21 protein-coding genes and 1 other RNA gene are annotated in these 22,259 nt (G+C 64.4%); 3 read left to right on the forward strand and 19 right to left on the reverse strand.

Translation table 11 applies throughout. The features are described 5' to 3' along the window. The first annotated feature begins 26 nt into the window (after positions 1-26). The gene (locus ACFRAH_RS05900) at positions 27-161 is read left to right on the forward strand and encodes a hypothetical protein (RefSeq protein WP_377989966.1); all 135 of its coding nucleotides are present in this window, start codon (positions 27-29) and stop codon (positions 159-161) included. A 72-nt stretch (positions 162-233) separates the two neighbouring features. Here ACFRAH_RS05900 and ACFRAH_RS05905 read toward each other — a convergent pair whose 3' ends face one another. The 14 genes from ACFRAH_RS05905 to ACFRAH_RS05970 all read right to left on the reverse strand — a co-directional run bounded on the left by ACFRAH_RS05905 (position 234) and on the right by ACFRAH_RS05970 (position 11,711). Further along, positions 234-1,217 (reverse strand): S1C family serine protease, encoded by a 984-nt coding sequence (locus tag ACFRAH_RS05905; protein ID WP_377989967.1) that lies wholly within the window; start codon positions 1,215-1,217, stop codon positions 234-236. Positions 1,218-1,411: 194 nt separating this feature from the next. Next, positions 1,412-1,780, reverse strand: a transfer-messenger RNA (tmRNA) gene (gene ssrA / locus ACFRAH_RS05910). Positions 1,781-1,903: 123 nt separating this feature from the next. Further along, complete coding sequence (gene smpB, locus ACFRAH_RS05915; RefSeq protein ID WP_104136293.1) at positions 1,904-2,374, reverse strand: SsrA-binding protein SmpB; 471 nt, start codon at positions 2,372-2,374, stop codon at positions 1,904-1,906. Positions 2,375-2,464: 90 nt separating this feature from the next. Then, on the reverse strand, positions 2,465-3,895 hold the full coding sequence (locus tag ACFRAH_RS05920; protein ID WP_377989968.1) for a peptidoglycan DD-metalloendopeptidase family protein: 1,431 nt from the start codon (positions 3,893-3,895) through the stop codon (positions 2,465-2,467). A gap of 24 nt (positions 3,896-3,919) precedes the next feature. After that, positions 3,920-4,834 (reverse strand): permease-like cell division protein FtsX, encoded by a 915-nt coding sequence (gene ftsX / locus ACFRAH_RS05925; RefSeq protein WP_377989969.1) that lies wholly within the window; start codon positions 4,832-4,834, stop codon positions 3,920-3,922. Continuing rightward, on the reverse strand, positions 4,831-5,625 hold the full coding sequence (gene ftsE, locus ACFRAH_RS05930) for a cell division ATP-binding protein FtsE (protein WP_377989970.1): 795 nt from the start codon (positions 5,623-5,625) through the stop codon (positions 4,831-4,833). Before ftsE ends, ftsX begins: the two co-directional genes overlap by 4 nt. 173 nt (positions 5,626-5,798) lie before the next feature. Beyond that, entirely contained in the window at positions 5,799-6,914 is a 1,116-nt protein-coding gene (prfB, locus tag ACFRAH_RS05935; protein WP_377989971.1) for a peptide chain release factor 2, read from the reverse strand. A 94-nt stretch (positions 6,915-7,008) separates the two neighbouring features. Beyond that, positions 7,009-7,422 (reverse strand): pilus assembly protein TadG-related protein, encoded by a 414-nt coding sequence (locus ACFRAH_RS05940; protein WP_377989972.1) that lies wholly within the window; start codon positions 7,420-7,422, stop codon positions 7,009-7,011. A gap of 65 nt (positions 7,423-7,487) precedes the next feature. Continuing rightward, the gene (locus ACFRAH_RS05945; RefSeq protein WP_377989973.1) at positions 7,488-8,027 is read right to left on the reverse strand and encodes a hypothetical protein; all 540 of its coding nucleotides are present in this window, start codon (positions 8,025-8,027) and stop codon (positions 7,488-7,490) included. Beyond that, a complete protein-coding gene (locus ACFRAH_RS05950) occupies positions 8,008-8,403 on the reverse strand; it encodes a TadE family protein (RefSeq protein WP_377989974.1) in 396 nt (131 codons plus the stop codon). The genes ACFRAH_RS05945 and ACFRAH_RS05950 overlap by 20 nt, the downstream gene beginning before the upstream one ends. A gap of 3 nt (positions 8,404-8,406) precedes the next feature. Then, a complete protein-coding gene (locus ACFRAH_RS05955) occupies positions 8,407-8,646 on the reverse strand; it encodes a hypothetical protein (protein WP_377990054.1) in 240 nt (79 codons plus the stop codon). 49 nt (positions 8,647-8,695) lie between these two features. Further along, on the reverse strand, positions 8,696-9,637 hold the full coding sequence (locus tag ACFRAH_RS05960; protein ID WP_377989975.1) for a type II secretion system F family protein: 942 nt from the start codon (positions 9,635-9,637) through the stop codon (positions 8,696-8,698). Then, positions 9,634-10,488, reverse strand: coding sequence for a type II secretion system F family protein (locus ACFRAH_RS05965; protein ID WP_377989976.1), 855 nt, complete (start codon positions 10,486-10,488; stop codon positions 9,634-9,636). The genes ACFRAH_RS05960 and ACFRAH_RS05965 overlap by 4 nt, the downstream gene beginning before the upstream one ends. Continuing rightward, positions 10,488-11,711, reverse strand: coding sequence for a CpaF family protein (locus tag ACFRAH_RS05970; protein WP_377989977.1), 1,224 nt, complete (start codon positions 11,709-11,711; stop codon positions 10,488-10,490). The genes ACFRAH_RS05965 and ACFRAH_RS05970 overlap by 1 nt, the downstream gene beginning before the upstream one ends. Before the next feature lie 58 nt (positions 11,712-11,769). Here ACFRAH_RS05970 and ACFRAH_RS05975 point away from each other — a divergent pair, with 58 nt between their 5' ends. Then, positions 11,770-13,965, forward strand: a complete 2,196-nt coding sequence (locus tag ACFRAH_RS05975; protein ID WP_377989978.1) for an acyltransferase family protein — start codon at positions 11,770-11,772, stop codon at positions 13,963-13,965. A gap of 131 nt (positions 13,966-14,096) precedes the next feature. Here ACFRAH_RS05975 and galE read toward each other — a convergent pair whose 3' ends face one another. Continuing rightward, the gene (galE, locus tag ACFRAH_RS05980) at positions 14,097-15,116 is read right to left on the reverse strand and encodes a UDP-glucose 4-epimerase GalE (protein WP_377989979.1); all 1,020 of its coding nucleotides are present in this window, start codon (positions 15,114-15,116) and stop codon (positions 14,097-14,099) included. 247 nt (positions 15,117-15,363) lie between these two features. Here galE and ACFRAH_RS05985 point away from each other — a divergent pair, with 247 nt between their 5' ends. Further along, on the forward strand, positions 15,364-18,735 hold the full coding sequence (locus ACFRAH_RS05985) for a GH25 family lysozyme (protein ID WP_377989980.1): 3,372 nt from the start codon (positions 15,364-15,366) through the stop codon (positions 18,733-18,735). Positions 18,736-18,825: 90 nt separating this feature from the next. On the opposite strand, the gene ACFRAH_RS05990 is transcribed toward ACFRAH_RS05985, so the two are convergent. The 4 genes from ACFRAH_RS05990 to ACFRAH_RS06005 form a co-directional block, all read right to left on the reverse strand. Beyond that, positions 18,826-19,968, reverse strand: a complete 1,143-nt coding sequence (locus ACFRAH_RS05990) for a glycosyltransferase (RefSeq protein ID WP_377989981.1) — start codon at positions 19,966-19,968, stop codon at positions 18,826-18,828. 91 nt (positions 19,969-20,059) lie between these two features. Beyond that, on the reverse strand, positions 20,060-21,157 hold the full coding sequence (locus ACFRAH_RS05995; protein ID WP_377989982.1) for an acyltransferase: 1,098 nt from the start codon (positions 21,155-21,157) through the stop codon (positions 20,060-20,062). Continuing rightward, positions 21,157-21,567, reverse strand: a complete 411-nt coding sequence (locus tag ACFRAH_RS06000; RefSeq protein ID WP_377989983.1) for a DUF2304 domain-containing protein — start codon at positions 21,565-21,567, stop codon at positions 21,157-21,159. Before ACFRAH_RS06000 ends, ACFRAH_RS05995 begins: the two co-directional genes overlap by 1 nt. A gap of 4 nt (positions 21,568-21,571) precedes the next feature. Next, the gene (locus tag ACFRAH_RS06005; RefSeq protein ID WP_377989984.1) at positions 21,572-22,237 is read right to left on the reverse strand and encodes a glycosyltransferase family 2 protein; all 666 of its coding nucleotides are present in this window, start codon (positions 22,235-22,237) and stop codon (positions 21,572-21,574) included. Between the last annotated feature and the right edge of the window lie 22 nt (positions 22,238-22,259).

Below are 22,259 nucleotides of genomic sequence, written 5' to 3' on the forward strand. Positions count from 1 at the left end.
CTGCCCCTCGGACGAGGGAGCACGCCATGCCGGACAAGTCGCCGCACCAGCAACAGCAGAAAAAAGCGGGCAAGACCATCAAGCAGAAACGCGCGGACAAAAAGGCCAAGCACCCAATTGAGGGAGCCCCGGACCCCGTGGCGCATCTGAAGAAACGCTGATTGCCGGACCGTACCGAACGGGGTGGCCAGGAATTCCCTGGCCACCCCGTCGTTTGTGCTCGGGCTGTGCTCTTATCCCCAGTCCGCCATCTCGCCGGGAACTGCCGGGATATCCATTACGTGTCCGTCGCGCAGGACGGCTATGTTCATCGGTACGCCGATGGCCTCGGCGAACAGGAGTTTCTGCAGGCTCTCGGCATTGCTGACCGCCCGGGAACCCACCCGCAGCAGTACGTCGCCGGTCCGAAGACCTGCCTGCTCCGCCGGGGAACCGGACAGCACCTCCACCACGCGCAGTCCCTCCCGCTGGCCGGTGCGGACCACCTCGCTTGTGCCCAAGCGGATCGGGGTGCTGACCACACCGAGATAGGCGCGCCGGACCCTTCCGTCCGACAGGAGCGCGGAGATGATCCGGCGTGATGTGCTGTTGATGGGAACGGCCAGCCCCAGCCCGGCACCGGCCACCGCGGTGTTGATTCCCACGATCCGGCTTCGGGAATCGGCCAGTGCACCGCCGGAACTGCCGGCGTTCAAGGCAGCATCGGTCTGGATGACATCCTCGATCACCCGGCGGTTGCGGCCGGCCCAGACAGGAATTGCCCTTCCGAGTCCGCTCACCACACCCGCCGTGACCGAGCCCGAAAGCCCCAGCGGGTTTCCGACGGCAATAACGAGCTGCCCCACCTGCAGGGATTCGGCGTCGCCGAACTCGGCAGGGGCTACATGCGGGGCACGGCCCCGCACCACAGCCAGGTCGGACAACGGATCCGCGCCCACCACCTCAAGGTCCGTACCGGAGCCGTCGGCGAAGACGGCGCGGCCTTTCTGGGTGCCGGCCACCACGTGGGCGTTGGTCAGCAGGTAGCCGTCCTCCGTGAACAGGACCGCGGATCCGGCGCCCACCCGGAACCGGCCGCTGCGCCGGTTTCCCGTCATCTCGATGGCAGCCACATGGGGCGTGACGGTCCTCGCCACCCTGATGACCGTCTCGGAGTATGAGTCAAGGGCCGCGCCGTCGTCGACGGGACCCGGTTCGTTAGCAGCCGCCGTGGACATGGCATGCCTCCCTGCCGCAGGTATCGAATCGGATGATTCGTGATACCTGTCACAACCCCGCCGGCAGGGCGGGTAGTCCCGTGCCGGCTACGCCGTGGGTGAACGGGAACGGCCAGCCCATTTCCAGGCAGCAAATCCGGGCCTGTGGCAACAGCAAAAAAAGCCCCTGAATCTCGCGATCCAGGGGCTTTCTTATGTGGAGATGGGGGGAATTGAACCCCCGTCCGATGTCGTGTTGTCAGGGCTTCTCCGGGCGCAGTTTGCGTCGGAATTTCTCGGCCCCAGCCGTCCTGCAAACAGGCGGCTGATCCGGGCCCAGTCATCTAAGAGTCCCGTTTACTCCGATGACGGGAGCAAACAGCAGTGGCTATCTAAATGACGCCAGGATCCGGGGCGATAGCAACCCCGGGCTGACGGACTGAACTACTGCTTAAGCAGCGAGTTCGAAGTCAGTGCGCTTAGATTCGGCACTTATTGGTTTGCAGACAGCGTTTACGAGATAATTCTGCATCCTCGGCCCGCTTCACCTGTCGCGACTAACATCGTCGAAACCGATCATCCCCGTATTTTGTTACCAAACCGGCGGAGAACAGGCTTAGTATCTGATCCCTGCCGGACTATCAAGCATAACGCATGCGCACGGTGAATAATTCCAGCCGATGCACAGCGCGCCGGGCGTGGCGCCGCTAGCGCCGGTTGCGTTCGCGCATGACGCGCAGGGCCTCTCGCTTGTCCTGCTGCTCGCGAAGGGTCTGGCGCTTGTCGTAGTCCTTCTTACCGCGGGCAATTCCGATTTCCACCTTTGCGCGGCCGTCCAGGAAGTAGAGCTGCAGCGGAACAATGGTGAAGCCCGATTCGCGGATCTTGTGCGAGATCTTGATGAGCTCCTCGCGGTGCAGCAGGAGTTTCCGGCGGCGCCGGGCCGCATGGTTGGTCCAGCTTCCCTGGTTGTATTCGGGGATGTGGATGCCTTCCATCCAGAGCTCGTCGTTGTAGAACGTGCAGAACCCGTCGACCATGGATGCGTGGCCTTCGCGGAGGGACTTCACCTCCGTCCCCATCAATGCGATGCCGGCCTCGTAGGTGTCCAGGACATGGTAGTCGTGCCGGGCCTTCCGGTTGGTGGCCACGACTTTACGGCCACTTTCTTTGGGCACGGTTCAACTCCTCGGTTCTCGGTACTGGCTGTTCCGGCGGCAGCGGAACAAAGTCTTACCATTCTACGGCAGGTGCTGTGTCTTCCCCCGTCAGAGCAGGCGCATCGGGTCAACCGCCTCGCCGTTCAGCCAGGTCTCAAAGTGCGAGTGGCAGCCCGTGGAGTTTCCGGTGGTACCCGAGTAGGCGATGAGCTGGCCTTGGCTGACCTGCTGCCCCACGGAGACCACCACGCTCGTGTTGTGGTAGTAGATCGTGGTCAGCGAGTTGCCCTGGACCACGCCGTGCGAGATCTTGACGTTGTTTCCACCGCCGTCGTCCGCCCAGCCGGCCGAAAACACGGTGCCGGCCGCCGCGGCGTACACCGGTGTGCCGCAGGCGGCACCGAAGTCGATGCCCGTGTGCATGTAGCCGCCGGCACCGTAGAAGTCGATGGTGCCGGGCGGCGTCGCACGCCACCCAAAACCGGAGGTGATCGGTATGCTGTCGGGGAACGGGTGGCGGAGGCCAAAGGCCGACGGCGGGCCGATCACGGGCGGCACATAAGGCGGCGGTTGTTCGCCCTTGGCCTTCGCCGCGGCGGCGGCAGCAGCGGCGATCCGCCGCTGCTCGGCGAGCCACGCCTCGCGCAGCTTGCGGTCGCGCTCCTTGATTTCGGCGGCGACGGCGGCCTGGCGCGCCTGGACGCCAGCCAGCTTCTTCTGGATTCCGGGCTTGGCGGCCTCGAGTTGCTTGTTCAGGCGCGCGGTATCGGCAATGAGCTTGTCCACCTTGGCCTTCTTGGCGGCAGCCTCGTCGCGGGCCGCCTTCTCCTTGGCAAGGGCGGCGTCGGCCTTGGCCTTGAGGTCCTTGATCTCTGCTTCGACTGCCTGCAGGCGGGCCTGCGAGTTCACGTTGGTGGCATTCTGCTGCGTGAGCTTGTCCATCGCCGAGTTTTGGCTGCGCAGGGCCTGGTCGGCCAGGTCCATCGTCTCAGTGAGGCTGCCGGTGTTGTTGGAACCGAAGAACAGCGTGAGGTCGGACGGCACACCGCCCGACTTGTAGGCCTGCGTGGCGATCTGGCCGATCAGCTTTTTGGTGCTGGCGATCTTCTGCTTGTCCGCGTCGAGTTGCTGGGTGATTTTGGCCTTGTTCTGCTGCGCGAGATCCACCCTGGCGGCGAGGGCCTCCACTTCCTTGACGGCACTGGCCACCCGGCCCTGGGCCTCGAGCAGCGCCTGCTGTGCTGCCGGAAGCTGTCCCCGGTAGATCACCAGGTCTGCGGCCGCCTTTGAAATTTTGGCGTCGACGAACTCGAGGGACTGCTGGACCCGGGCGGCTTCGTCCTTCAGGGCGGCCTGCTGGTCTTCAAGGTCGTCCGCGAAGGCAGGAGCGGACGCGCCCAGGCTCGCGGCCAGCACCAGTGCCACTGCGGCACTGAGAACCCTGCGGTGGCGACCCGCGGGGTTCTTGCGCTGGGGGCTCCTTTGCAGCGGGGTCCTTCCCGCCGGTGTCTTTCGAACCGGCCCGTCCGAACTGGTCATGGGCATTCCTTCAATGAGCATGGCCTACACCCTCAAGTATCGGCGGAGCGTGAGCAGAGATGAAGTGCCCGCCAGAACCACGCCCAGTCCGACAAGTGCCGGGGCAAGGAGCAGGGTCTGGGCCGGGGAGATGAACGCTGTGTCCGGATACTGCTTGGACAGGTATTCGCCCAGGAAGAAGTGGGCCACCGCCCACAGCGTTCCTGAGGCGAGGGCCGCGCCGATGACGGCGGCGATCACGCCCTCGAGGATGAAGGGCAGTTGGATCACCGTCTTGGAGGCGCCAACGAGCCGCATGATGCCCGTCTCACGCCGCCGGCTGAACGCCGAGAGCCGGATTGTGGTGGCAATGAGGAGGATCGCGCACACCGTCATCACCCCGGCGATGATGACTGCCACGAGGGACGCGGCGTTCATCACGGAGAAGAGCCGTTCCAGGACCTGCCGCTGGTCGATGACAGTTTCCACGCCCGGCTGCGAGGAGAAGGTCTCGCTGATGATCTGGTACTTTTCCGGGTCTTTCATGTTGATCCGGAACGAGGCGGGAAGCTGGTCCGCCGTGACCGAATCGACGATGGGAGAGTTCGAGAACTGCTCCTTGAAGTGCTTGTAGGCGTCGCCCTTCGACTCGAACTGGAAATCGTTGATGTACTGGGCCACCGCGGGTGAGGCCAGCAGGGTCCGCAGGTTGTCCTGCTGTTCGGCCGTCACCGGCCCAGAGGCGCAGCCGGCCGCCGTCGAGCCTTCACCGCAAAGGAAAATGGCCACCTGGACCTTGTCGTACCAGTAGCCCTTCATCTGGTTGATCTGCAGCTGGAGCATGCCGGCGGCGCCCACGAAGGTCAGGGACACGAACGTCACCAGGATGACGGAAACAACCATCGACAGGTTGCGCCGCAGGCCGCCGCCGATCTCGCCGAGAATGAACTGGAGCCTCACAGCCGCCCCTCCCCTGCCTGGTCGCCGCCTGAGTGGCCGCGGGCGTCCCCGTCGTCGTCGAGACCGCTGGCGTCCTTGAGCCTTCGGGACTGGCCGACCACAGGCATCATCGATGTGTAGAGGGCCCGGGCTTCGTCGCGGATGACTTTGCCGTTCTTTAGCTCCACAACGCGCTTGCGCATCTCGTTGACGATGTCGTCGTCGTGCGTGGCCATGACCACGGTGGTGCCGTTCTGGTTGATCTTGTCCAGGACACCCATGATGCCCATGGACGTGGTGGGGTCCAGGTTGCCGGTGGGCTCGTCGGCCAGCAGGATGCCGGGGCGGTTCACCACCGCGCGGGCGATGGCCACACGCTGCTGCTCACCGCCGGAGAGCTCGTGGGGCATGCGTTTCTCTTTACCCTCCAGGCCTACGGTCTTGAGGACCTCCGGCACAGTGTCGCGGATGACGCTGCGGCTCTTGCCGATGACCTGCATGGCAAAGGCGACGTTGGCGAACACGTTTTTCTGCGGCAGCAGCCGGAAGTCCTGGAACACCACGCCGATTCCGCGGCGCAGGCGGGGCACGCGCCAGCTGGAGATGTTGGCCACGTTCTGGCCGGCGACGTAGACGGTCCCCGAGGTGGCGCGGTCCTCCTTAAGGACCAGGCGCAGGAACGTGGACTTGCCGGATCCCGACGCGCCCACGAGAAAGGCGAATTCACCACGGTCAATTTCAAGGCTGACAGAATCCAGGGCGGGCCTGGCTTTCTGGTCGTAGACCTTGGTGACATTTTCGAAACGGATCATGACCCTAAAACCCTGCAGGACGCGGCTTTATGGGCATAGCCTGCAACCGGTGCGGGGGCTGTCGCTAGGGGAAGTAGGGCTCCGGCCTCTCGACTATACGCACGGGCTGGCCTGCTCAGGCGGGAGTCAGGGGGGCGTGTCGCGGGATTCGGGATTTCGAGGCCCGGGCGTGTCTACCGCTCGGCGTTGCGGTTATCAGTGCGCCAGCGGATCCCGGCTTCGATGAAGTCGTCGATGGCACCGTCCAGCACTGCGGAGGTGTTGCCCACTTCGTGTTCGGTGCGGAGATCCTTGACCATCTGGTACGGGTTCAGGACGTAGGAGCGCATCTGGTCGCCCCAGGACGCCTTGACGTCGCCAGCGAAAGCCTTCTTCTCCGCATCTTCCTGCTCCTTCTTGAGCAGCAGGAGCCTCGACTGGAGCACCCTCATGGCGGCGGCGCGGTTCTGCAGCTGCGACTTCTCGTTCTGCATGGATACCACGGTGCCGGTGGGGATGTGGGTCAGGCGGACGGCGGAGTCGGTGGTGTTGACCGACTGGCCGCCGGGGCCGGACGAGCGGAAGACGTCGACGCGGATTTCGTTGTCCGGGATGTCGATGGAGTCTGTCTGTTCGATGAGGGGAATGACTTCCACGGCGGCGAAGGAGGTCTGCCGGCGTCCCTGGTTGTCGAAGGGGCTGATCCTGACCAGCCGGTGCGTTCCAGCCTCGACGCTCAGGGTGCCGAACGCATACGGCGCGTTGACCTCGAAGGTGGCGGACTTGAGGCCTGCCTCTTCCGCGTAGGAGGTGTCCATGACGGTGGTCGGGTAGCCATGGCGCTCGGCCCACCGCAGGTACATGCGCAGCAGCATTTCGGCGAAGTCCGCGGCATCGACGCCGCCGGCGCCTGAGCGGATGGTGACCACGGCCTCGCGCTCGTCGTACTCGCCGGAGAGCAGAGTGACGACCTCAAGGTCCTTCAGCGATTTGCGGATGGACTCGAGCTCCGCCTCGGCCTCCCCCATGGAGTCGGCGTCGTCCTCGTCCTGACCGAGTTCCACCAGCACCTCGAGGTCATCGATGCGGGACACCAAAGTATTCAGCCGCTCCAGCTCGGACTGGCGGTGCGAAAGCCTCGAGGTGATGACCTGGGCGGCCGCGGGGTCGTCCCAGAGGTCCGGCTCGCCGGCACGTTCGCTCAGTTCTGCGATCTCTTCCTTGAGCGCCTCGACATCGGTGACCTTTTCGATGGAGGTATAGGTGCCGCGCAGCGCGCGGATTTCTGCAGCAAAATCAATTTGAGCCATGGTTGTTTAAGCGTACGCTATCCGCCCTCAACGCCGGCGCCGGCAGCACAACCGGCGCCAGCGCCCGGAGTGGCCTACCGGGTCAGCCGCGGGTCTACCGGGTCAGCCGCGAACGGGCGGTGGACGAGGCTGCGATGGTGATGCCGTCCGGTACGAGGAAGTTGACCACTGGCGGGTGCACGGTGGCGCTGAGAACCACGACGGCGGTAGAACCGTCGGGTGTCCCCGTTCCGGCGGCGACGGCCAGGCCGTCGACGCGACCGAAAGCACCGTTGCGGCTGAGGTAGTCCGCAGCGACGTTCCGGACCCTGTCGCCGTTCAGCAGCGCCGAAGGGGTGCCGCCGGCTGTTTCTACCTGGCCAAGCGTGTAGGAGTCGGCGGCGGCCACCGAGGCGCCGTCCGCGAGCGAGAGAAGTTTCTTGTGCTCGATGTAGAGGCTGGAGGCTGCCATGACCACGGTGCTGACCAGCAGGGCGAGCATGACGAATCCGATGATGAGGACTGTCATTTGCCCGTCCTCATCAATGTTGGTTCCTGGAGATCCATCGGGGGCGGGGCCGGCCGCGGGAGCCGTCAACGGAACCTGCCCACGACCTGGGTGGCCGAAGCACTCAGCTGGCTGGCGTTGAGCCGAAGCGCTTCCCCAAAGGGCACGAAGGGCAGTGGCACGGCGAGCCGTACCGTGACCGTGACCGCGGAGCCTGCCGCCATGCAATCGCCGCCGGAGTCACAGTGGATTTCCACGCCTGCGTTCCCGGCGGGCTGGCCATAATCAGCAAGGGCCACCATGGCTGCCTGCTCTGCTGCCGCACGGCCGGACGACGCATCCGGCTGGGCCACGAAAACCTTGGCCGCCTGGTCCGCCGCGCCAACTACGCCAAACGAGCCGCCCTGAATCTGGCCCACCGTGATGATGAAGTAGACCACGGGAACCATGAGCAGCAGTCCCAGAAAGGTGAACTCCACGACGGCGCTCCCCCGCTGAGCGCCGTCGCCGGATCCCTGCCCGGTGCCACCTGCGGCACCGGCGCCGAGGCACAGGGCCTCCCGGAATCGGACAGCGACGCAGTTGGCGAGGGGCGGCCACATCCGGTCAGCCGGTGATCGCGGCATGGCCCGAGACCTCCAAAGCTTCGCGCGGACCGATGAGACCGATGACCGGCAACGGGGCCCTGACGGTCACCTCCAGCGTCCGCAGCCCCTGGAAGACGACTTCACGCGTTTGGATGTCCCGGGCAAAGTCCGCATTGAGTGCCGTGCCTATGAGCTCCCCGGTGCGGCGCCGGGCGTCGTCGGCGCTGCGGTCGGCCAGGGTCCCGTACCTGGCGCCGGACGCCGCCGCGTCGATGAGGGTATTCCGCACGTGCAGGATCAGCGCGAGCTGGATGATGGAGACAAAAAACAGAGTCAGCAGGGCGCCCACGAGCACAAAGTCGACCACGGCGGCACCGCGATCGCGTCCGCAGGTGTCAGCGCCGGTCCCGTTCACGGACTATTTTCCGACCGTGTCCATTGCCTGGTTGAACATGGCCTCCAGAGCGGGACCGGCCAGGGCCAGCAACGCGGCAACGAGGACCGCGGACATCAGGGTGATCATGACCCAACCGGGCACATCGCCGCGCTCGGGATGGTCCACGGATATCGTTGACTTCCCGGGCCGCGGGGCCGCACCCAGGGGGTGGCCAATCAGCGCCGCCACTGCGGCGACAAGTGCGAGTCCGTGCCTGGCCATGAACGTCATGTGCTTCCCTTTTCTGCGAGTTGTATTTGTTTTGCTGTCGTCAAAAATTCAAGCTGAGTGCCGCTATTCCGGGGAAGACGGCGAACACTACTGTCAGGGGCAACACGCCGAAGACAAGCGGCACCATCATCGCGATTTCCTTCTTGCCGGCAGACTCCATCAGCTCGCGCTTGGCCGTATCCCGGACGTCCTGGGCCTGGGCCCTCAGAACCTCGGCCAGTGGCGTGCCGCGCTCCACGGCCACGATGATGCCGTCGACGAAGCGGATGAGCGGCCCGAGATCCGTGCGGGCGGAAAATTCCTGCAATGCTTCCACCAAGGGTCTTCCCGCCCGCGTTTCGGCCAGGACCCTGCTGAATTCCTTGGAGAGCTCGCCCCGGGCTGTCCTGCACACGCGGTCGAGGGCGCCGGTGGCACTTTCCCCGGCACCGACCGCGAGCGCAATCATTTCCGCCAGGCTCGGGAACTCGGCCAGCATCCGTTCCTCCCGCCGCCTGATCTGCACGCCCAGCCAGTAATCGCGGAAGAGGAATCCGCCAATCCCGCTGCCGGCTGATACCGCCACGGCCAGGACGGGACTGAACCTCCCGGCCAGCGCTGCCATGACAATGACACTGACAGCAGCAATGAACGCGCACAGCGCCCAGAAGAGCTGCTGGGCGCGGAAGTCCAGGGGAGACTTGTCGATGCGCGCCTGGGCGAGCCTGCGGCTGAGGGCTGCGGAGCCGAGGTTGAACCGCGCCAGTTTGGCAGTGGCTTCCCTGATCAGCGGGCGGAGTATGCGTTCGATTGGACCAAAGGGAGTAAGCACCCGCTCTTCAGCCCGCAGGAGCCTGGATTCCAGGTTTTGGGACCTGAGCTGCGGTTCGATGCGTTCCACGAAACTGACAGAGCGCATGAACGGGAGCCTGACAAGGAGGAGCCACAGCCCGGCACCCAGGAGCGCTCCGCAGAGGATCGCGGCCGCCGGCACGGTGGTCATCGCAATACCCTCTCTTCGTCAGGAAGGGCGCCGATCTTCAGCATGACCGAATAGCACACCAGCGAAACCACCAGGCCGCCCACCAGCACAGCTGCCCCCATGGGGGTGTTGTATGCAGCCACGGCCTCCGGGCGGCTGACGAGCAGCAGCATGACGATCCACGGGGCCGCAACAGCCAGCCGGGCAGCGTTTACAGTCCAGGACTGCCTCGCCTCAAGCTCACTGCGGGTCCGCGCGCTTTCGCGAAGGAACTCGGCGAGAGTCCCGAGCAGCTTGCCGAGATCGGAGCCGCCCACCTCCCTGGTAAGCCTGAGTGCCTCGATGATGCGGTCCGCCACAGGGTCCGCCAGCCGTTCCTTGAGCCTGTTGAGGGACGCGTCGAACTGGCCGCCCGAGCGGTAGTCCGAGCCGAAGTCGCGAAACACGTGCCGGAGCTCCTCGGGCCCCTTCTCGCCCAGCTGTATGAGCGCTTCCGGAAGGGACAGCCCGGCCCGGATGGCTGACCGCAGGTGATCAACGACGTCGGGCCATACGCGGCGCAGGACGGCGCTGCGGCGCTTGGCCCGCCATTTCACCACAGCCATCGGAAGCCAGCCCCCGAAAAGGCCGAAGCACATGGAAATGGGCCAGGACCTGCTTACGGCGAAGAAGACCAGTGTGGCAAAGGCGCCCAGGCCCAGGCCGGTGCCGATGAGACCCGCGCCGGTGACCTTTTCAATGCCCGCGGACAGCAGGAGGTCATGGAGGCGGCTGGTCCGCGGTCCGCGCTTGGGGCGCGCGGGCTGGTCCCAGGCCGACCACCAGATGAGGAACAGCCCGGCACCTGTCAGGACCCCCAGCAACGCAGCCATTAGCGCGGGTCCAGAAGTGCCGCGACTTCGTAGCCGGCCCTCGCAAATTTATCCTCCGCCGGCATGGTGTTGGCCGTCGGCTCCAGCAGGCCGCCGATCATCGAAAAGACCATGGAGGACTCGATGATTCCGTTCTCGACCCGCCTGCCCAGGGACAGGATTTCCGTCACCTGCCTGCGCCCGTTCGCAAGACGGGTGCAGTGGACCACCAGATCGATGCAGGAGGCCACCGTCGGAACGACGAAGGCGCTGGAAATGTTGTCCCCGGCGAGCAAGGGCAGCGTGCACAACTTGGTCACGGCGTCGTGTGCTGAATTGGCGTGGACGGTGCACATCCCCGGCAGGCCGCTGTTAAGGGCGATCAGCATGTCGAGGCTTTCTGCTTCCCGGACTTCGCCAACCACCAGGCGGTCGGGCCGCATCCTGAGTGCTTCCTTGACCAGCCGGCGAAGCGGGATCTCCCCTTCGCCTTCCAGATTTGGTTGCCGGCATTGCAGCCCGACAACGTCGCGAAGCGGAAACTGCAGTTCGAAGATCTCCTCAACCGTGATGACACGCTCCCGGCTGCCGATGCTGGCCGCGAGGCAGTTCAGCAGTGTGGTCTTTCCCGCTTGAGTCGCTCCGGAGACCAGGATGTTGAGTCCACTCGCGACGGCGGCGCCGAGGAAGCGCGCGGAATGCGGGGTCAGGGTGCCCAGCTCCACGAGATGGTCCAGCCGGCTTGCCTTCACAACGAATTTGCGAATGTTGACGGCCCAGTGGCGCCGCGTGACGTCGGGAATGACCACATGCAGGCGGGACCCGTCAGGCAACGCGGCGTCCACGAACGGAGATGAGATGTCCAGCCGCCGGCCGGAGCTCTTCAGCATTCGCTCGACCAGGTCCCTGACCTGCTGATCCGTAAGGCTCAGTGATGTGAGTTCGGATTCGCCATTCCGTGCAACATAGATTTCCGTGGGCGCGTTGATCCAGATCTCCTCGATCCACGGATCGTCCAGCAATGGCTGGAGGGCACCGAAGCCGGCCACCGCGTCAAAGACAAACCGCCGTGCCGGCTCCAGCGGCCCAAGCGGTGGAAGCGGACCCATGAGGGCGCGCTCGTCATAGTCGGTCACGGCCGCTTCCACGAGCCGCCTGACCTCGGCAGTCTGGTGCAACGGATCGAGACCCCGCCGACGAATCAGCTCCCGGACTTCATCCTCGACAATGCGTACTGCATCCATGAATTCCCCCGAACGACTGCCGCCCCCAGCGGAAGCAGTACATCTGGGTTAAAGCTAAGTGATTGCTTCCGGCGAATACAGAGAAAAGGCGCAATTGTGGATAACACTTTGGGTCGCGATAAAATTATTCGTTGTGCCTGCCATCCGAACTCCCGAGACGTCCAGGAATCACCCATCAGCGGTCCGCGGGACCCCGGCAACAAGCCAGTTCCAGCCAGAGATCCAAGGCCTCCGGGCTGTCGCCGTCCTCATGGTGGTGCTTTTCCATCTCTGGCCCCAGCGCCTCACCGGCGGCTACGTGGGTGTCGATGTTTTTTTCGTCATCTCAGGCTTTCTCATCACTTCCCACATGTACCGTGACGTCCGTGATGGCTCCGTTCTCGCGCTGACACGCTTCTGGGCAAGGAGAATCCGCAGGCTGCTTCCGGCGTCGCTGCTTGTCCTTCTGGTATCGCTGCTGGCGGTGTTCCTCTGGATCCCGTCGACGCTCTGGGAAGTTGCAGCACGGCAGATCGGCGCGAGCGCCCTGTACGTTCAAAACTGGGTTCTGGCCTCTGACTCGGTCGACTACTCAGCCCAGCACAACGATGCCTCCGCGGTTCAGCACTACTGGTCGCTGTCGGTCGAGGAACAGTTCTACTTCGTGTGGCCCCTGCTGGTGGCGCTGCTGCTGTACATCGCCCGACGGCCAGCCATAGCCTCCAAACTGGGTCCGCTGTCGTCCCCAAGGGGCATGATGATTGCCGGCATAGCGTTCGTCGGTGCAGCATCGCTGATCTACTCGGTCTTTCTGACGGCGCACAGCCCGTCAGTCGCCTATTTTGTGACCCCGACCCGGGTCTGGGAATTCGCCGCCGGCGGCCTCGCGGCGCTTATTTTCAACGGACGGCAATACTCCGGGCGCCTGGCGACGGTTCTCGCCTGGGCCGGAGTTGCCCTGATCGCGTACGCTGCACTGGCGTTCGACGGCGCCACGCCCTTCCCTGGCTGGACGGCCATGCTTCCGGTGCTGGGCACAGTCCTGGTGTTTATTTGCAGCGGAAATACCGCCCGGATGACAGCCCGCTGGTGGCTTTCGCGTCGCCCCGCGATCTTTATAGGCGACGTGTCCTATGGTATCTATCTCTGGCACTGGCCGCTGCTCGTCGTTCTGCCGTTCGTCCTACGCCATGAACTGGGGGCCTTGGAGAAGCTGCTCATATTGCTGGCTTCAACCGTGCTGGCATGGATCACCAAATTGTCCGTTGAGGATCCCTTGCGGCGTGGCCGGTTGCTGAAGAAATCCCTGCGGGCTTATCTGTTCGCCTCAGTCGGCATGGTGATCACTGTCGCAATGTGTTTCGGCCTGACAGCGGCCGCCTATTCTGAATCGAGCCCGGACCGCTCATCAGAACTTGGCGCCTGCTACGGCCCCGGCGCGCTCGAACCAGCCAACGGCTGCGGTCCAGTGATCGGGAAGGAAGCGCCCAGTCCTGCGCCTGCCCTGATCGCCAAGGAGAACACGCGTCCGCCGCACCCTGGATGTGAGGCTGGAGCGGTTGGCACTGACTTGGTGAGCTGCGACCTGGGCGTGGACGCTTCGAAGGCACGCGAAACCGTGGCGATTGTCGGCGACTCGCACGCTACCGCCTGGGTGCCTGCCCTTGAGGCTCTGGCAAAAGACCGCGGCTGGCACATCCGGACTTACACTAAGAGTTCCTGCCCCGTTACTTCGGCCGTCCGCGTGCTGCCCTCCGAGAAGACCGATTCAAACCAGCGCGATTGCCTGGCATGGGGTCAGAAGGTAGCCCGCGACTTGGCCCGGGACGATACCGTGACCACGGTCTTCGCTGCGTCCTATTCGACTGCCTACTCATTCGAATCCCCGAACGCAAGGTCGTTCAGTGATCCCGCTACTGACGGCTTTGTCGCGGTGTGGCACCAATGGCTCGCGGCGGGAAAGCAGGTCGTGGCTTTCGACGACGTCCCGCGGACAACCGGGGAATATGTTCCCACCTGCCTGGCGCGCCAGCAAGATGCTCTCGCCTGTGCCGTTCCAGTGGACAAGGCGATACCGGCGAACACGGCCATCACGAATGCGGCGAAAGCCGCATCCTCTGAAGGGGTCAAGCGCATATCGCTTCGGAATCAGTTCTGCGACGACAAGCTCTGCTACCCCGTCGTTGGAGAGACGATTGTGTACCGGGACTATTCACACCTCAGTGCTGAATACGCACGTGCCTTGGCACCATACATCGCCAAACAGCTTCCGTAAGGCCGAACCGCACGCACAGTCCCGGAGTTGGAAAGACCCCTCGCCGCCTGTCGATGAGGCAGCGAGGGGTCAGATGCGTTCGATCCAACGCGCGGTGGGGATGCTGCGGCGGACGAGCCGCCGCAGCCGGTTCAGGCGTTCCCGGCGTAGCCGTAGGGGTTTGCACTCTGCCAGCGCCAGTGGTCAGCGCACATCTGCGCCAGGTCACGATGGGCGGACCATCCCAGATCGGCCAGGGCCGCCGAGGCGTCCGCGTAGCTCACGGCCGCGTCCCCCGGCCGGCGGGGTGCGAACTCATAGGGAACCGGATGGCCTGCAGCAGCACCGAAGGCCTCGATGACCTCCAGGACGGACGAACCGCGGCCGGTCCCAAGGTTCCACCGGAACGAGCCGGTCTTCGTCTGCAGGTAGTTCAGAGCTGCCAGGTGCCCGGCCGCCAGGTCCATAACGTGGATGTAGTCACGGACCCCGGTTCCGTCCGGCGTCGGGTAGTCGTTGCCGAACACCATGACCTTCTCGCGGCGTCCCACCGCAACCTGCGCGACGAAAGGCAGCAGGTTGTTGGGGATACCGTGGGGGTCTTCGCCGATGCGCCCTGATTCGTGCGCGCCGACGGGATTGAAGTAGCGCAGCAGCGCGATGCTCCACCGCGGGTCCGCTGCGCTCAGGTCGGACAGGATGTCCTCGATCTGCTCTTTCGTCCGGCCGTAGGGATTAGTTGCGTCCAGCGGGGACTTCTCGATGAGGGGAACGTGTTCCGAGGCGCCGTAGACGGTGGCCGATGAACTGAAGACCAACCGCCGGACGCCTGCCTTCTCCATGCTCTCGAGGAGGTTGAGTGTGCCTGCCACGTTGTTCTTGTAGTACCAGAGCGGTTTCGCCACCGACTCACCGACGGCCTTCAGGCCCGCGAAGTGGATGACGGCGCCGAAGCCCCCCTCGGCGAAGACCTGGTCGACAGCCTCGGCGTCGAGCAGGTCGGCCTCGCGAAACTCCACCTCCCTGCCGGCGAGTTGTTCAACACGGTGGACTGCCTCGATGTTCGAGTTCATGAGGTTGTCCAGTACGACGACCTCATGTCCTTCCTCAAGCAGGCACAGAGCCGTGTGTGATCCGATGTAGCCGGCGCCGCCGGTGACCAAAACCTTCATGGCCCTCATTTTATGCGGGGCGGGGCAGTGTCGTTAACCAAGCCGCGCGTCCCGCCCCACGCCTGACAAGAGGTTCCGGCCGGCGGGCCTCGGTAACAGGCATCACACAAGCATCATTAGAAACATCAGCATCTTCAGTGTTAGGATGGCCGCCTACATCGCCGCCGGCGTGGTGGGACTCAAGACGGCGAAGACGTCAGCCACGAGCCGGCTCTCTGCCCGGAATTTGAAGGCTACGGAGTATTAGATGCAGTGTTCCCTTAACAACAAAATCTCCGCGTCTCTCGCCATAAAGGTGAAGCGGCTTGGACTCGTCGGCGGCACGGGGCTCCTTTCCGCGATGCTCTGTCTCGGCAGCGGGCTTCCCACCCAGGCAGCCCAGTCCCCGGCGGACCCGGCCACACCCCCTGTGCCGACAGCCTCTTCGTTGCCCTCACCCACCCCGTCAAGCACCCCCGCTGCCTTTCCCTCCCAGACAGCCCCGGCAGAGAGCGCGCCGAGCCCGGTCCAGGCGAACCAGCCTGATCCGGCACAGGTCGATATGACGGCCCTTCGGGCGGAAATCGGTAAGAACGGCGCCTACATGGGCCAGGGCCTAAAACGGCGCGCCGCGACGTTCGCGCAGAAGTCCACCGCGTCGTCCCTGAACGCGATCTCCACCGAGGCAGCAAACACCTGGATGGCACCTGGCGTGCAGGGCCTGGACGTCAGCAGCCATCAGGCCACCGTCAACTGGGCGGCGCAATACAGCATGGGTGCGCGCTTTGCATACGTCAAGGCTACGGAGGGGACGACGTACACGAACGAGTCCTTCGGTTCCCAGTACGGCGGAGCACTGGCGTCCGGAATGATCCGCGGCGCCTACCATTTCGCCCTGCCTGGTGTTTCAACGGCATCGGCACAGGCCGACTTCTTCGTCAATAACGGCGGTGGCTGGAGCGGTGATGGCAAGACCATGCCCCCGCTTCTCGATATCGAGTACAACCCCTACACCTCGCTGGGAAACACCTGCTACAACATGAGCCAGGGCGCGATGGTCAACTGGATCGCCGCCTTCTCCAACAGGGTCCTTGCCCGGACCGGGCGGCTTCCCATGATCTACACGACCACCGACTGGTGGACCCAGTGCACCGGCAATTCCGGCGCCTTCAGCAACCAACCTCTCCATCTGGCTTCCTATTCGCGGTACGTGGGATCGATGCCCAATGGCTGGGGCACCTACAGCGTTTGGCAGTACAGTTCCACCGGGCCTTTCGCAGGCGACTCCAACGCCTGGAACGGGGATCTTGCCAGCCTCCAGAAGTTCGCTTCCACGGCAGACGGCACCGTCCCAACACCGTCCATCACCTCTCTGGGCGACGTGGTGGCGGCGGACTCCGCCGGTGTCCTGTGGGACTATCCGGCAACGGGAAGCGGGACATTTCGCGCCCGGAGGCAGATCGGCGTTGAATGGACCGGGCTGCGGTCCATCAACGCCATCGACTGGAACGCCGACGGTGTCCTGGACCTGGTGGCACAATGGAAAACGGGGCGGGTCAACGTCTATCTGGGGATCGCCAGCGGCGGGTTTGCGACGGGACCGGTCCTCGCTGCCTCCGGCTGGGGCAACTACCAGCTGACCATCGGCTATTGGTTCAACAGCAGCTATTATCCCCAGATCATCAGCCGAGACGATTCCGGTGTCCTGCGGCTGTGGAACAACACATCCGGCGCTGGTGTCAGCGGAGGAACGGCAGTCGGCCAGGGCTGGGGCGGCCTTAACCTGACCATGATCGATTTCGACGGCGACGGCAGCCAGGACATCCTGGCCCAGAACCCTGCCGGGGCGATGCTGCTGTACCGGACGAACGGCGCCGGCTCATTCATTTCCGAACCCCGCAAAACCATTGGCAGCGGCTGGAACGGCATGACGAGCGTCACTGTTACAACGAATTTCAAGGGGACCGGAACCAACGGCCTGATGGCCCGCACCACCGCCGGACAGCTTTACTACTACCCGGTGCCCGGCACCTCGACATGGGGCCCGGTCACGTCCATAGGTACTGGCTGGGCCGGCTACCTTATTGCCGGCGGCGAAGCGATCAACGCCGCTCCGGCCCCGACTCCCCCCGCAGCAGCTACGCCTTCGATCACCTCGGCCTCCGACGTCGTCACCGTTGATGCCGCAGGCAACCTCTACCGGCGAAGCTCGGGAGCCGGAACGCTGGGTACCGCCAGCAAACTCGGCGCCGGATTTACCGGGCTGACGTCCATTCACGTCGTTGACTGGAACGGTGACGGCATACAGGACCTGGCAACGTTGAACACAGCCGGGCAGTTGGGCGTACAGCTTGGACTGGCGGCCGGAGGATTTGCCGCAAGGACTGTCCTGGCGTCCGGACTTGGCGGAGCAGATCTCACGTTCGGGCCATGGCTCAGGGCCTCAAAGTATCCGGGCCTTGTCATCCGCACCGCCGACGGCACGCTCCAGTTCCGCGCGAACCCCTCGGGAGGCGCCCTCGCAGCTGCAACCACCCTCGGCTCAGGTTTCGCACGAACGGATGTCTCCATGGCAGACGCGGACGGTGATGGCAACCAGGACGTTGTGGCAGTCGACTACCTGGGCCGGATGACGCTGTACCGTTCCGGCGGGACGGGCACATTGATCGCCGAAGCCCGCCAGCTCCTGGCGACGGGATGGAACACGAAAAACAGCATCAGCCCCATCAAGGGCTTTGCCTCCGCCGGTTCCAATGGCCTGCTTGCACGGGACCGGACGGGTGAACTGGGCTACTACCCGCTGGCTGCGGGCACCCTGGGCGCCAAGTCAGTGCTGCCGTCCGGCTGGAACGGGCTGCTCATCGCGGGAAGCGGGCTCCTCACCCCCGAACTGGCGATCACCAGCCGCGCAGATGTACTGACAGTCGACGGCGCGGGTGGACTCTGGAACCGTCCGGCCCGCAACTCATCCTTCGGGAACCCTTACCAGGTTGGCGTTGGCTGGTCCGGCATGAAGTCGCTGAATGTCGTGGACTGGAACGGCGATGGAGTGACCGATGTCCTCGCGCAAAGGTCCAGCGGCGCACTGACCCTTTTCCCGGGCTCAGCATCCGGTGGCTTCGGTGCCGCCGTCACGGTCGCGCCGTCGGGCTTTGGCCAGACTACCTTGGTGGCCGGCAAATGGGTTTCCGGGTCCCGGTACCCGGGACTGGTCGGGTACGGCGCTGACGGGGCGCTGAATTACTGGGCGAACCCGGCGGGAGGAACCGTTGCCGCCCCTGTCCGTATCGGGGCCGGCTGGTCCGGCCTCAAACTGGCCATGATCGACTTTGATTCGGACGGAAAGCAGGACCTGCTCGCCGTCAACTCCGCCGGCGCCATGAAGCTTTACCGCTCAACGGGCGCCACCAGGTTCATCACGGAGACCAGGCCGACTGTCGGAACTGGTTGGCAGGCGTTCCGACAGTTCTCGGCGGCCCAGGGATTTGCTGGTTCGGCCAGCAAGGGCATGATGGCGCTACAGTCCACCGGGCAGTTGCGCTATTACCCCGTGGTGGCCGGAAGCCGGTGGGGCGCCGCCTTCAACGCCGGATCTTTGGGGACCGCACCGACCGTCTCGTACTCGTCGGCTGCAGGTTAGAATCCTCTGCGCCAAAGGAAGGCGGCCCCTCGGTGATCATCCGGGAGGCCGCCTTCCTTTGTTTTTCGCCTAGGCTGGGCCGCTCCCCGGTCAGGCCCTTGCGGTCTGGGTCGTCACGATGTCCTCCACGGCCTGCTGCCATGCCAGCACCTGGGATTCGGCCGAGAGCGGACGGGCCGCTGCGTCTGCCGCCTTCTTCCACTCCGCAATCGTCTCAGCCGTCAGGCCGTGCAGCGTTTCGCGCAGCGACGCGGCGGAAAAATCAGGTGTCACCGCACCAAGGCCATGCTGCTCCACGAGTGCGACCATGGCCGGTGACGGGCCCACGATGAGTCCGATGCGCGCTTGCACTGCTTCGAAGAACTTGTTCGGCAGGGCGTTCTTGAGGTTGAAGTTCGTGGGCGGCAGGAACACCAGGGAAACGTCGTACTCGCTGAGGGTGGAGACGAGCTGGTTGTAGGGCACCGGTTCACGGAACCGAATGGCCGGCACCGCGGCCGCCTTGTCCTTCAGCTCAGCCACGTAGTCGGGTTCGTTGGGCATAACGATCATGTCCAGCGTCAGCCAGTCCGGAGCGTCGCGCATGGCTTCAATGAAGTTTTCGAGCTTGCGGTAACGCTGGCCCGCAGCGCTGTGGATGAGGCGGACCGGGGTGCCCACAGGACGGACTTCACGTTCGGAGTATGGTGCCGCATTGGTCACCACGCCCGCTGCCACACCGTAGTCCTTCGTGTATTCGTCCGCTATGCCCTGGGAGACGGTGGTGACCGACTTGGCCAAAGGCAGGTAGCGCCGGCAGAGCCAGCGCATGAACGGTGCAACGAAGAGCCGCCATTTGAGGTCGTCCTCTTTTTCGCGGGGTGCGAATTCGTGCAGGTCTGCATGGACGCCCAGCCGGGGCTGAAGTTCCAGCGCCAGCGGGAGCGTGTTCAGGTCGTTGGCCAGAATTACGTCGAATTCTCCGCGCGGAAGAATACGGCGGGCAGCTGCAACGGCGCTCAGCCCGTTGTAGACGCGCGGATAGCGGCGCGTGACCAGGCCCAGCTTGTCGGACGGCCAGCCGCGGGAATCGGCGGGCAGCGCGAAATGGCTGTCCGCGCCGTCCGGAGCATCGCCGTAGCCGCACGTTGACACGCGGTACTTCCCCTTGAACAGCTCAACCTGCTTGAGGACCCTGGGATCCGAACGAATGGGTGAAAAGGTCAGGATCAACAGTGAGGGCAGCTCAGTCATATGGTTCATTATCCCAGACACCTGTGGTGGAAAGTGGCCGGAGGGACATGCCTGCAGCACGGGCGGCACAGGAAACACCCCACCGGTTGGCCTAGAAAATGCTGCGCAGCAGGGGAACCTGGCGGGCAGCGGCCGAGACAGCGAAGCTTCCCACGAGTGTGGCCGCGTAGGCGAGCACCATGGCCTTAATTGACATTCCGGCGGCCACCGCGGGGAATTGCAGTCGGATGGCTTCGAAAATGACCAGATGCACCAGGAAGACGCCGAAGGTTGCGTTCGACAGTACGGTCAGCGGTTTACCGGCCCGCTTTACCGTTAGGCGGGAAGCCAGCGACAGAGTCACGACAAATACGCCCAGCGCCGCCAGTGCGACGCCGATCCCGAGATAGGAGACGGAAACGACCGCATCCAGAAGGCGGATTTCTCCCTTGTTGCCGTAGTGCCAGACCGTTCCGGCGATGATAACGGCAGTTCCGATGGCGGTCACTGTCAGCTTCGTCCCGGTGAGGCGGACGTTCCGCAGCGCGTATCCAGCCAGGAAGTAGCCCACGTAGGGCATCCAGTGCGTCAGGAAGTTGAGTCGGACGGGACTCGCGACGCCGAAAAGGCCAAGTACACCGGGAAGCATGTAGAAGAGCAGCGACGCGCCGAGAAAAGCCGCGGCCGCCTTCACGGCCCGGGACTGGCCGCCTCCGCGCAGGAACCCGGCGAGCACCGGGGCCACCGCGTACAGCCCGGCGATAAGCCAGAGAAAGTACAGCTGCGTGAACACCGAGCCGTCGACCAGCAGCTGGAGTGTCCGCTGCGGGGTCAGGTCCTCGCCCCGCATCCACAACCGTACTCCGACGAGATAAATAAGATTCCAGGCGACGACGGCGGGAACCAGCCGCATTGCCCGGCGCCGGTAGAACAAGCCCGGCTGTTCCGCCGCCATCCTTGAGCCTAGGATGAGCGCCCCCGAGATCATGACGAAGACGGGAACAACCCAGATCCAGCTCACGTCCAGCACTACGGCGATCCACCATGGCCGGCTCTCGCGTGGTGCCCGGCCAAGCACGTAGCCGAAGACGTGGATCGCGACCACTCCGCAGATGCTCCCGATCCGGAGAGTGTCCAGGCCATATTCGCGCGTGCGCGCGGTTTCCGGAGCCGGAGCCGCAGTCCGGGGCGCGCCGGACACAATGGGCATTACTGCCCTCCGTGCGCCGGCGGGGTCAGGCGCCGGGCGGGCTCCGCTTCCTTGCTCTCCAGGCTATCGTCACGGCCGGGTGGCGGCGTTTCGTCAAGTGCGATCCGGCGGGAGAGCTTGGTCAGGGTGGATTCCATGTGGCGGAACCGCTGGTAGGTCGTGGCCATGAAGACCAGGAAACTCACGATGAGGCCATACAGCACCAGGTCGGTTCCGCGGCCAATGCCGAGCAGCCGGGCCACGCGGGTCAGCAGCTCCGGGAAGAAGATGGACAGGGCTGCAACGCAGGCGAAAAGAACCAGCATGATGCGCCGGATGGCGAGATGCCTGGCATTGGAGCCGCCGCGCATCAGGGCCAGCGACACTATGACGACGGCAAGGACGAGAGCTACCTGGACAATGATCTGCACAATTTCACCTAAAGAAGAGGTCGGCGACGATATTGACCGAGTTCAGCAACGACTGGCCTTTGGATTTGGAGTAGTCCGTGTAGATGATCTCCACCGGGTGCTCCACCCAGCGCGGGTTCATCTCCGCAAGCTGATGGACCAGTTCGGAGGCGTGGGCCATCCGGTTCTGCTGCAGGTGAATGTTCCGGGCGACGTTGGGGCTGAAAGCCCGAAGGCCGTTGTGGGCATCCGTCAGGGCCATACCCGTGGACATTCGGGACTGAACCGCAGCCGTGCGCAGTACGAGGCGCTTCAGGGGTGAGAGCTTCGTGCGGTCATCCAGGAACCGGGATCCCAGGACGACGTCGGCCTCGCCCGAGCGGATTCGGTCCGCCATGGCCATCGCGTCAACAACGCGGTGCTGGCCGTCGGCGTCGAAAGTAACAATGCAGTCCAATTGCGGGTCCTGCAGCGAATACTCGATTCCGGTCTGCAGAGCCGCGCCCTGGCCGAGGTTCACCGGGTGCTGGACAACGACCGCCCCGGCCTGGCGCGCCACGTCCTGCGAGCCGTCGCTGCTGCCGTCATCAACACAAACAACATGCGGAAATTCTTCCCGCAGCCCCTCGATGACAGTGCCGACGACGGACGCCTCGTTGTACATGGGTATGACTATCCAGGTTCGACTCACCCGTCAAGTATTCCACAGGCGG

The sequence above is a fragment of the Arthrobacter sp. NPDC056727 genome (assembly GCF_042790555.1).
Lineage (GTDB): Bacteria > Actinomycetota > Actinomycetes > Actinomycetales > Micrococcaceae > Arthrobacter.

Bases quoted from the DNA above. Each gene is read 5' to 3' on its own strand.
- galE (WP_377989979.1), bottom strand. From the start codon at position 15,116: ATGAAGGTTTTGGTCACCGGCGGCGCCGGCTACATCGGATCACACACG.
- ACFRAH_RS05920 (WP_377989968.1), bottom strand. From the start codon at position 3,895: ATGACCAGTTCGGACGGGCCGGTTCGAAAGACACCGGCGGGAAGGACC.
- ACFRAH_RS05965 (WP_377989976.1), bottom strand. From the start codon at position 10,488: ATGGCTGCGTTGCTGGGGGTCCTGACAGGTGCCGGGCTGTTCCTCATC.
- ACFRAH_RS05905 (WP_377989967.1), bottom strand. From the start codon at position 1,217: ATGTCCACGGCGGCTGCTAACGAACCGGGTCCCGTCGACGACGGCGCG.
- ftsE (WP_377989970.1), bottom strand. From the start codon at position 5,625: ATGATCCGTTTCGAAAATGTCACCAAGGTCTACGACCAGAAAGCCAGG.
- prfB (WP_377989971.1), bottom strand. From the start codon at position 6,914: ATGGCTCAAATTGATTTTGCTGCAGAAATCCGCGCGCTGCGCGGCACC.
- ACFRAH_RS05960 (WP_377989975.1), bottom strand. From the start codon at position 9,637: ATGACCACCGTGCCGGCGGCCGCGATCCTCTGCGGAGCGCTCCTGGGT.
- ACFRAH_RS05940 (WP_377989972.1), bottom strand. From the start codon at position 7,422: ATGACAGTCCTCATCATCGGATTCGTCATGCTCGCCCTGCTGGTCAGC.
- ACFRAH_RS05985 (WP_377989980.1), top strand. From the start codon at position 15,364: ATGCAGTGTTCCCTTAACAACAAAATCTCCGCGTCTCTCGCCATAAAG.
- ACFRAH_RS05900 (WP_377989966.1), top strand. From the start codon at position 27: ATGCCGGACAAGTCGCCGCACCAGCAACAGCAGAAAAAAGCGGGCAAG.
- ACFRAH_RS05995 (WP_377989982.1), bottom strand. From the start codon at position 21,157: ATGCCCATTGTGTCCGGCGCGCCCCGGACTGCGGCTCCGGCTCCGGAA.
- ACFRAH_RS05970 (WP_377989977.1), bottom strand. From the start codon at position 11,711: ATGGATGCAGTACGCATTGTCGAGGATGAAGTCCGGGAGCTGATTCGT.
- ACFRAH_RS05990 (WP_377989981.1), bottom strand. From the start codon at position 19,968: ATGACTGAGCTGCCCTCACTGTTGATCCTGACCTTTTCACCCATTCGT.
- ACFRAH_RS05955 (WP_377990054.1), bottom strand. From the start codon at position 8,646: ATGGCCAGGCACGGACTCGCACTTGTCGCCGCAGTGGCGGCGCTGATT.
- ACFRAH_RS05945 (WP_377989973.1), bottom strand. From the start codon at position 8,027: ATGCCGCGATCACCGGCTGACCGGATGTGGCCGCCCCTCGCCAACTGC.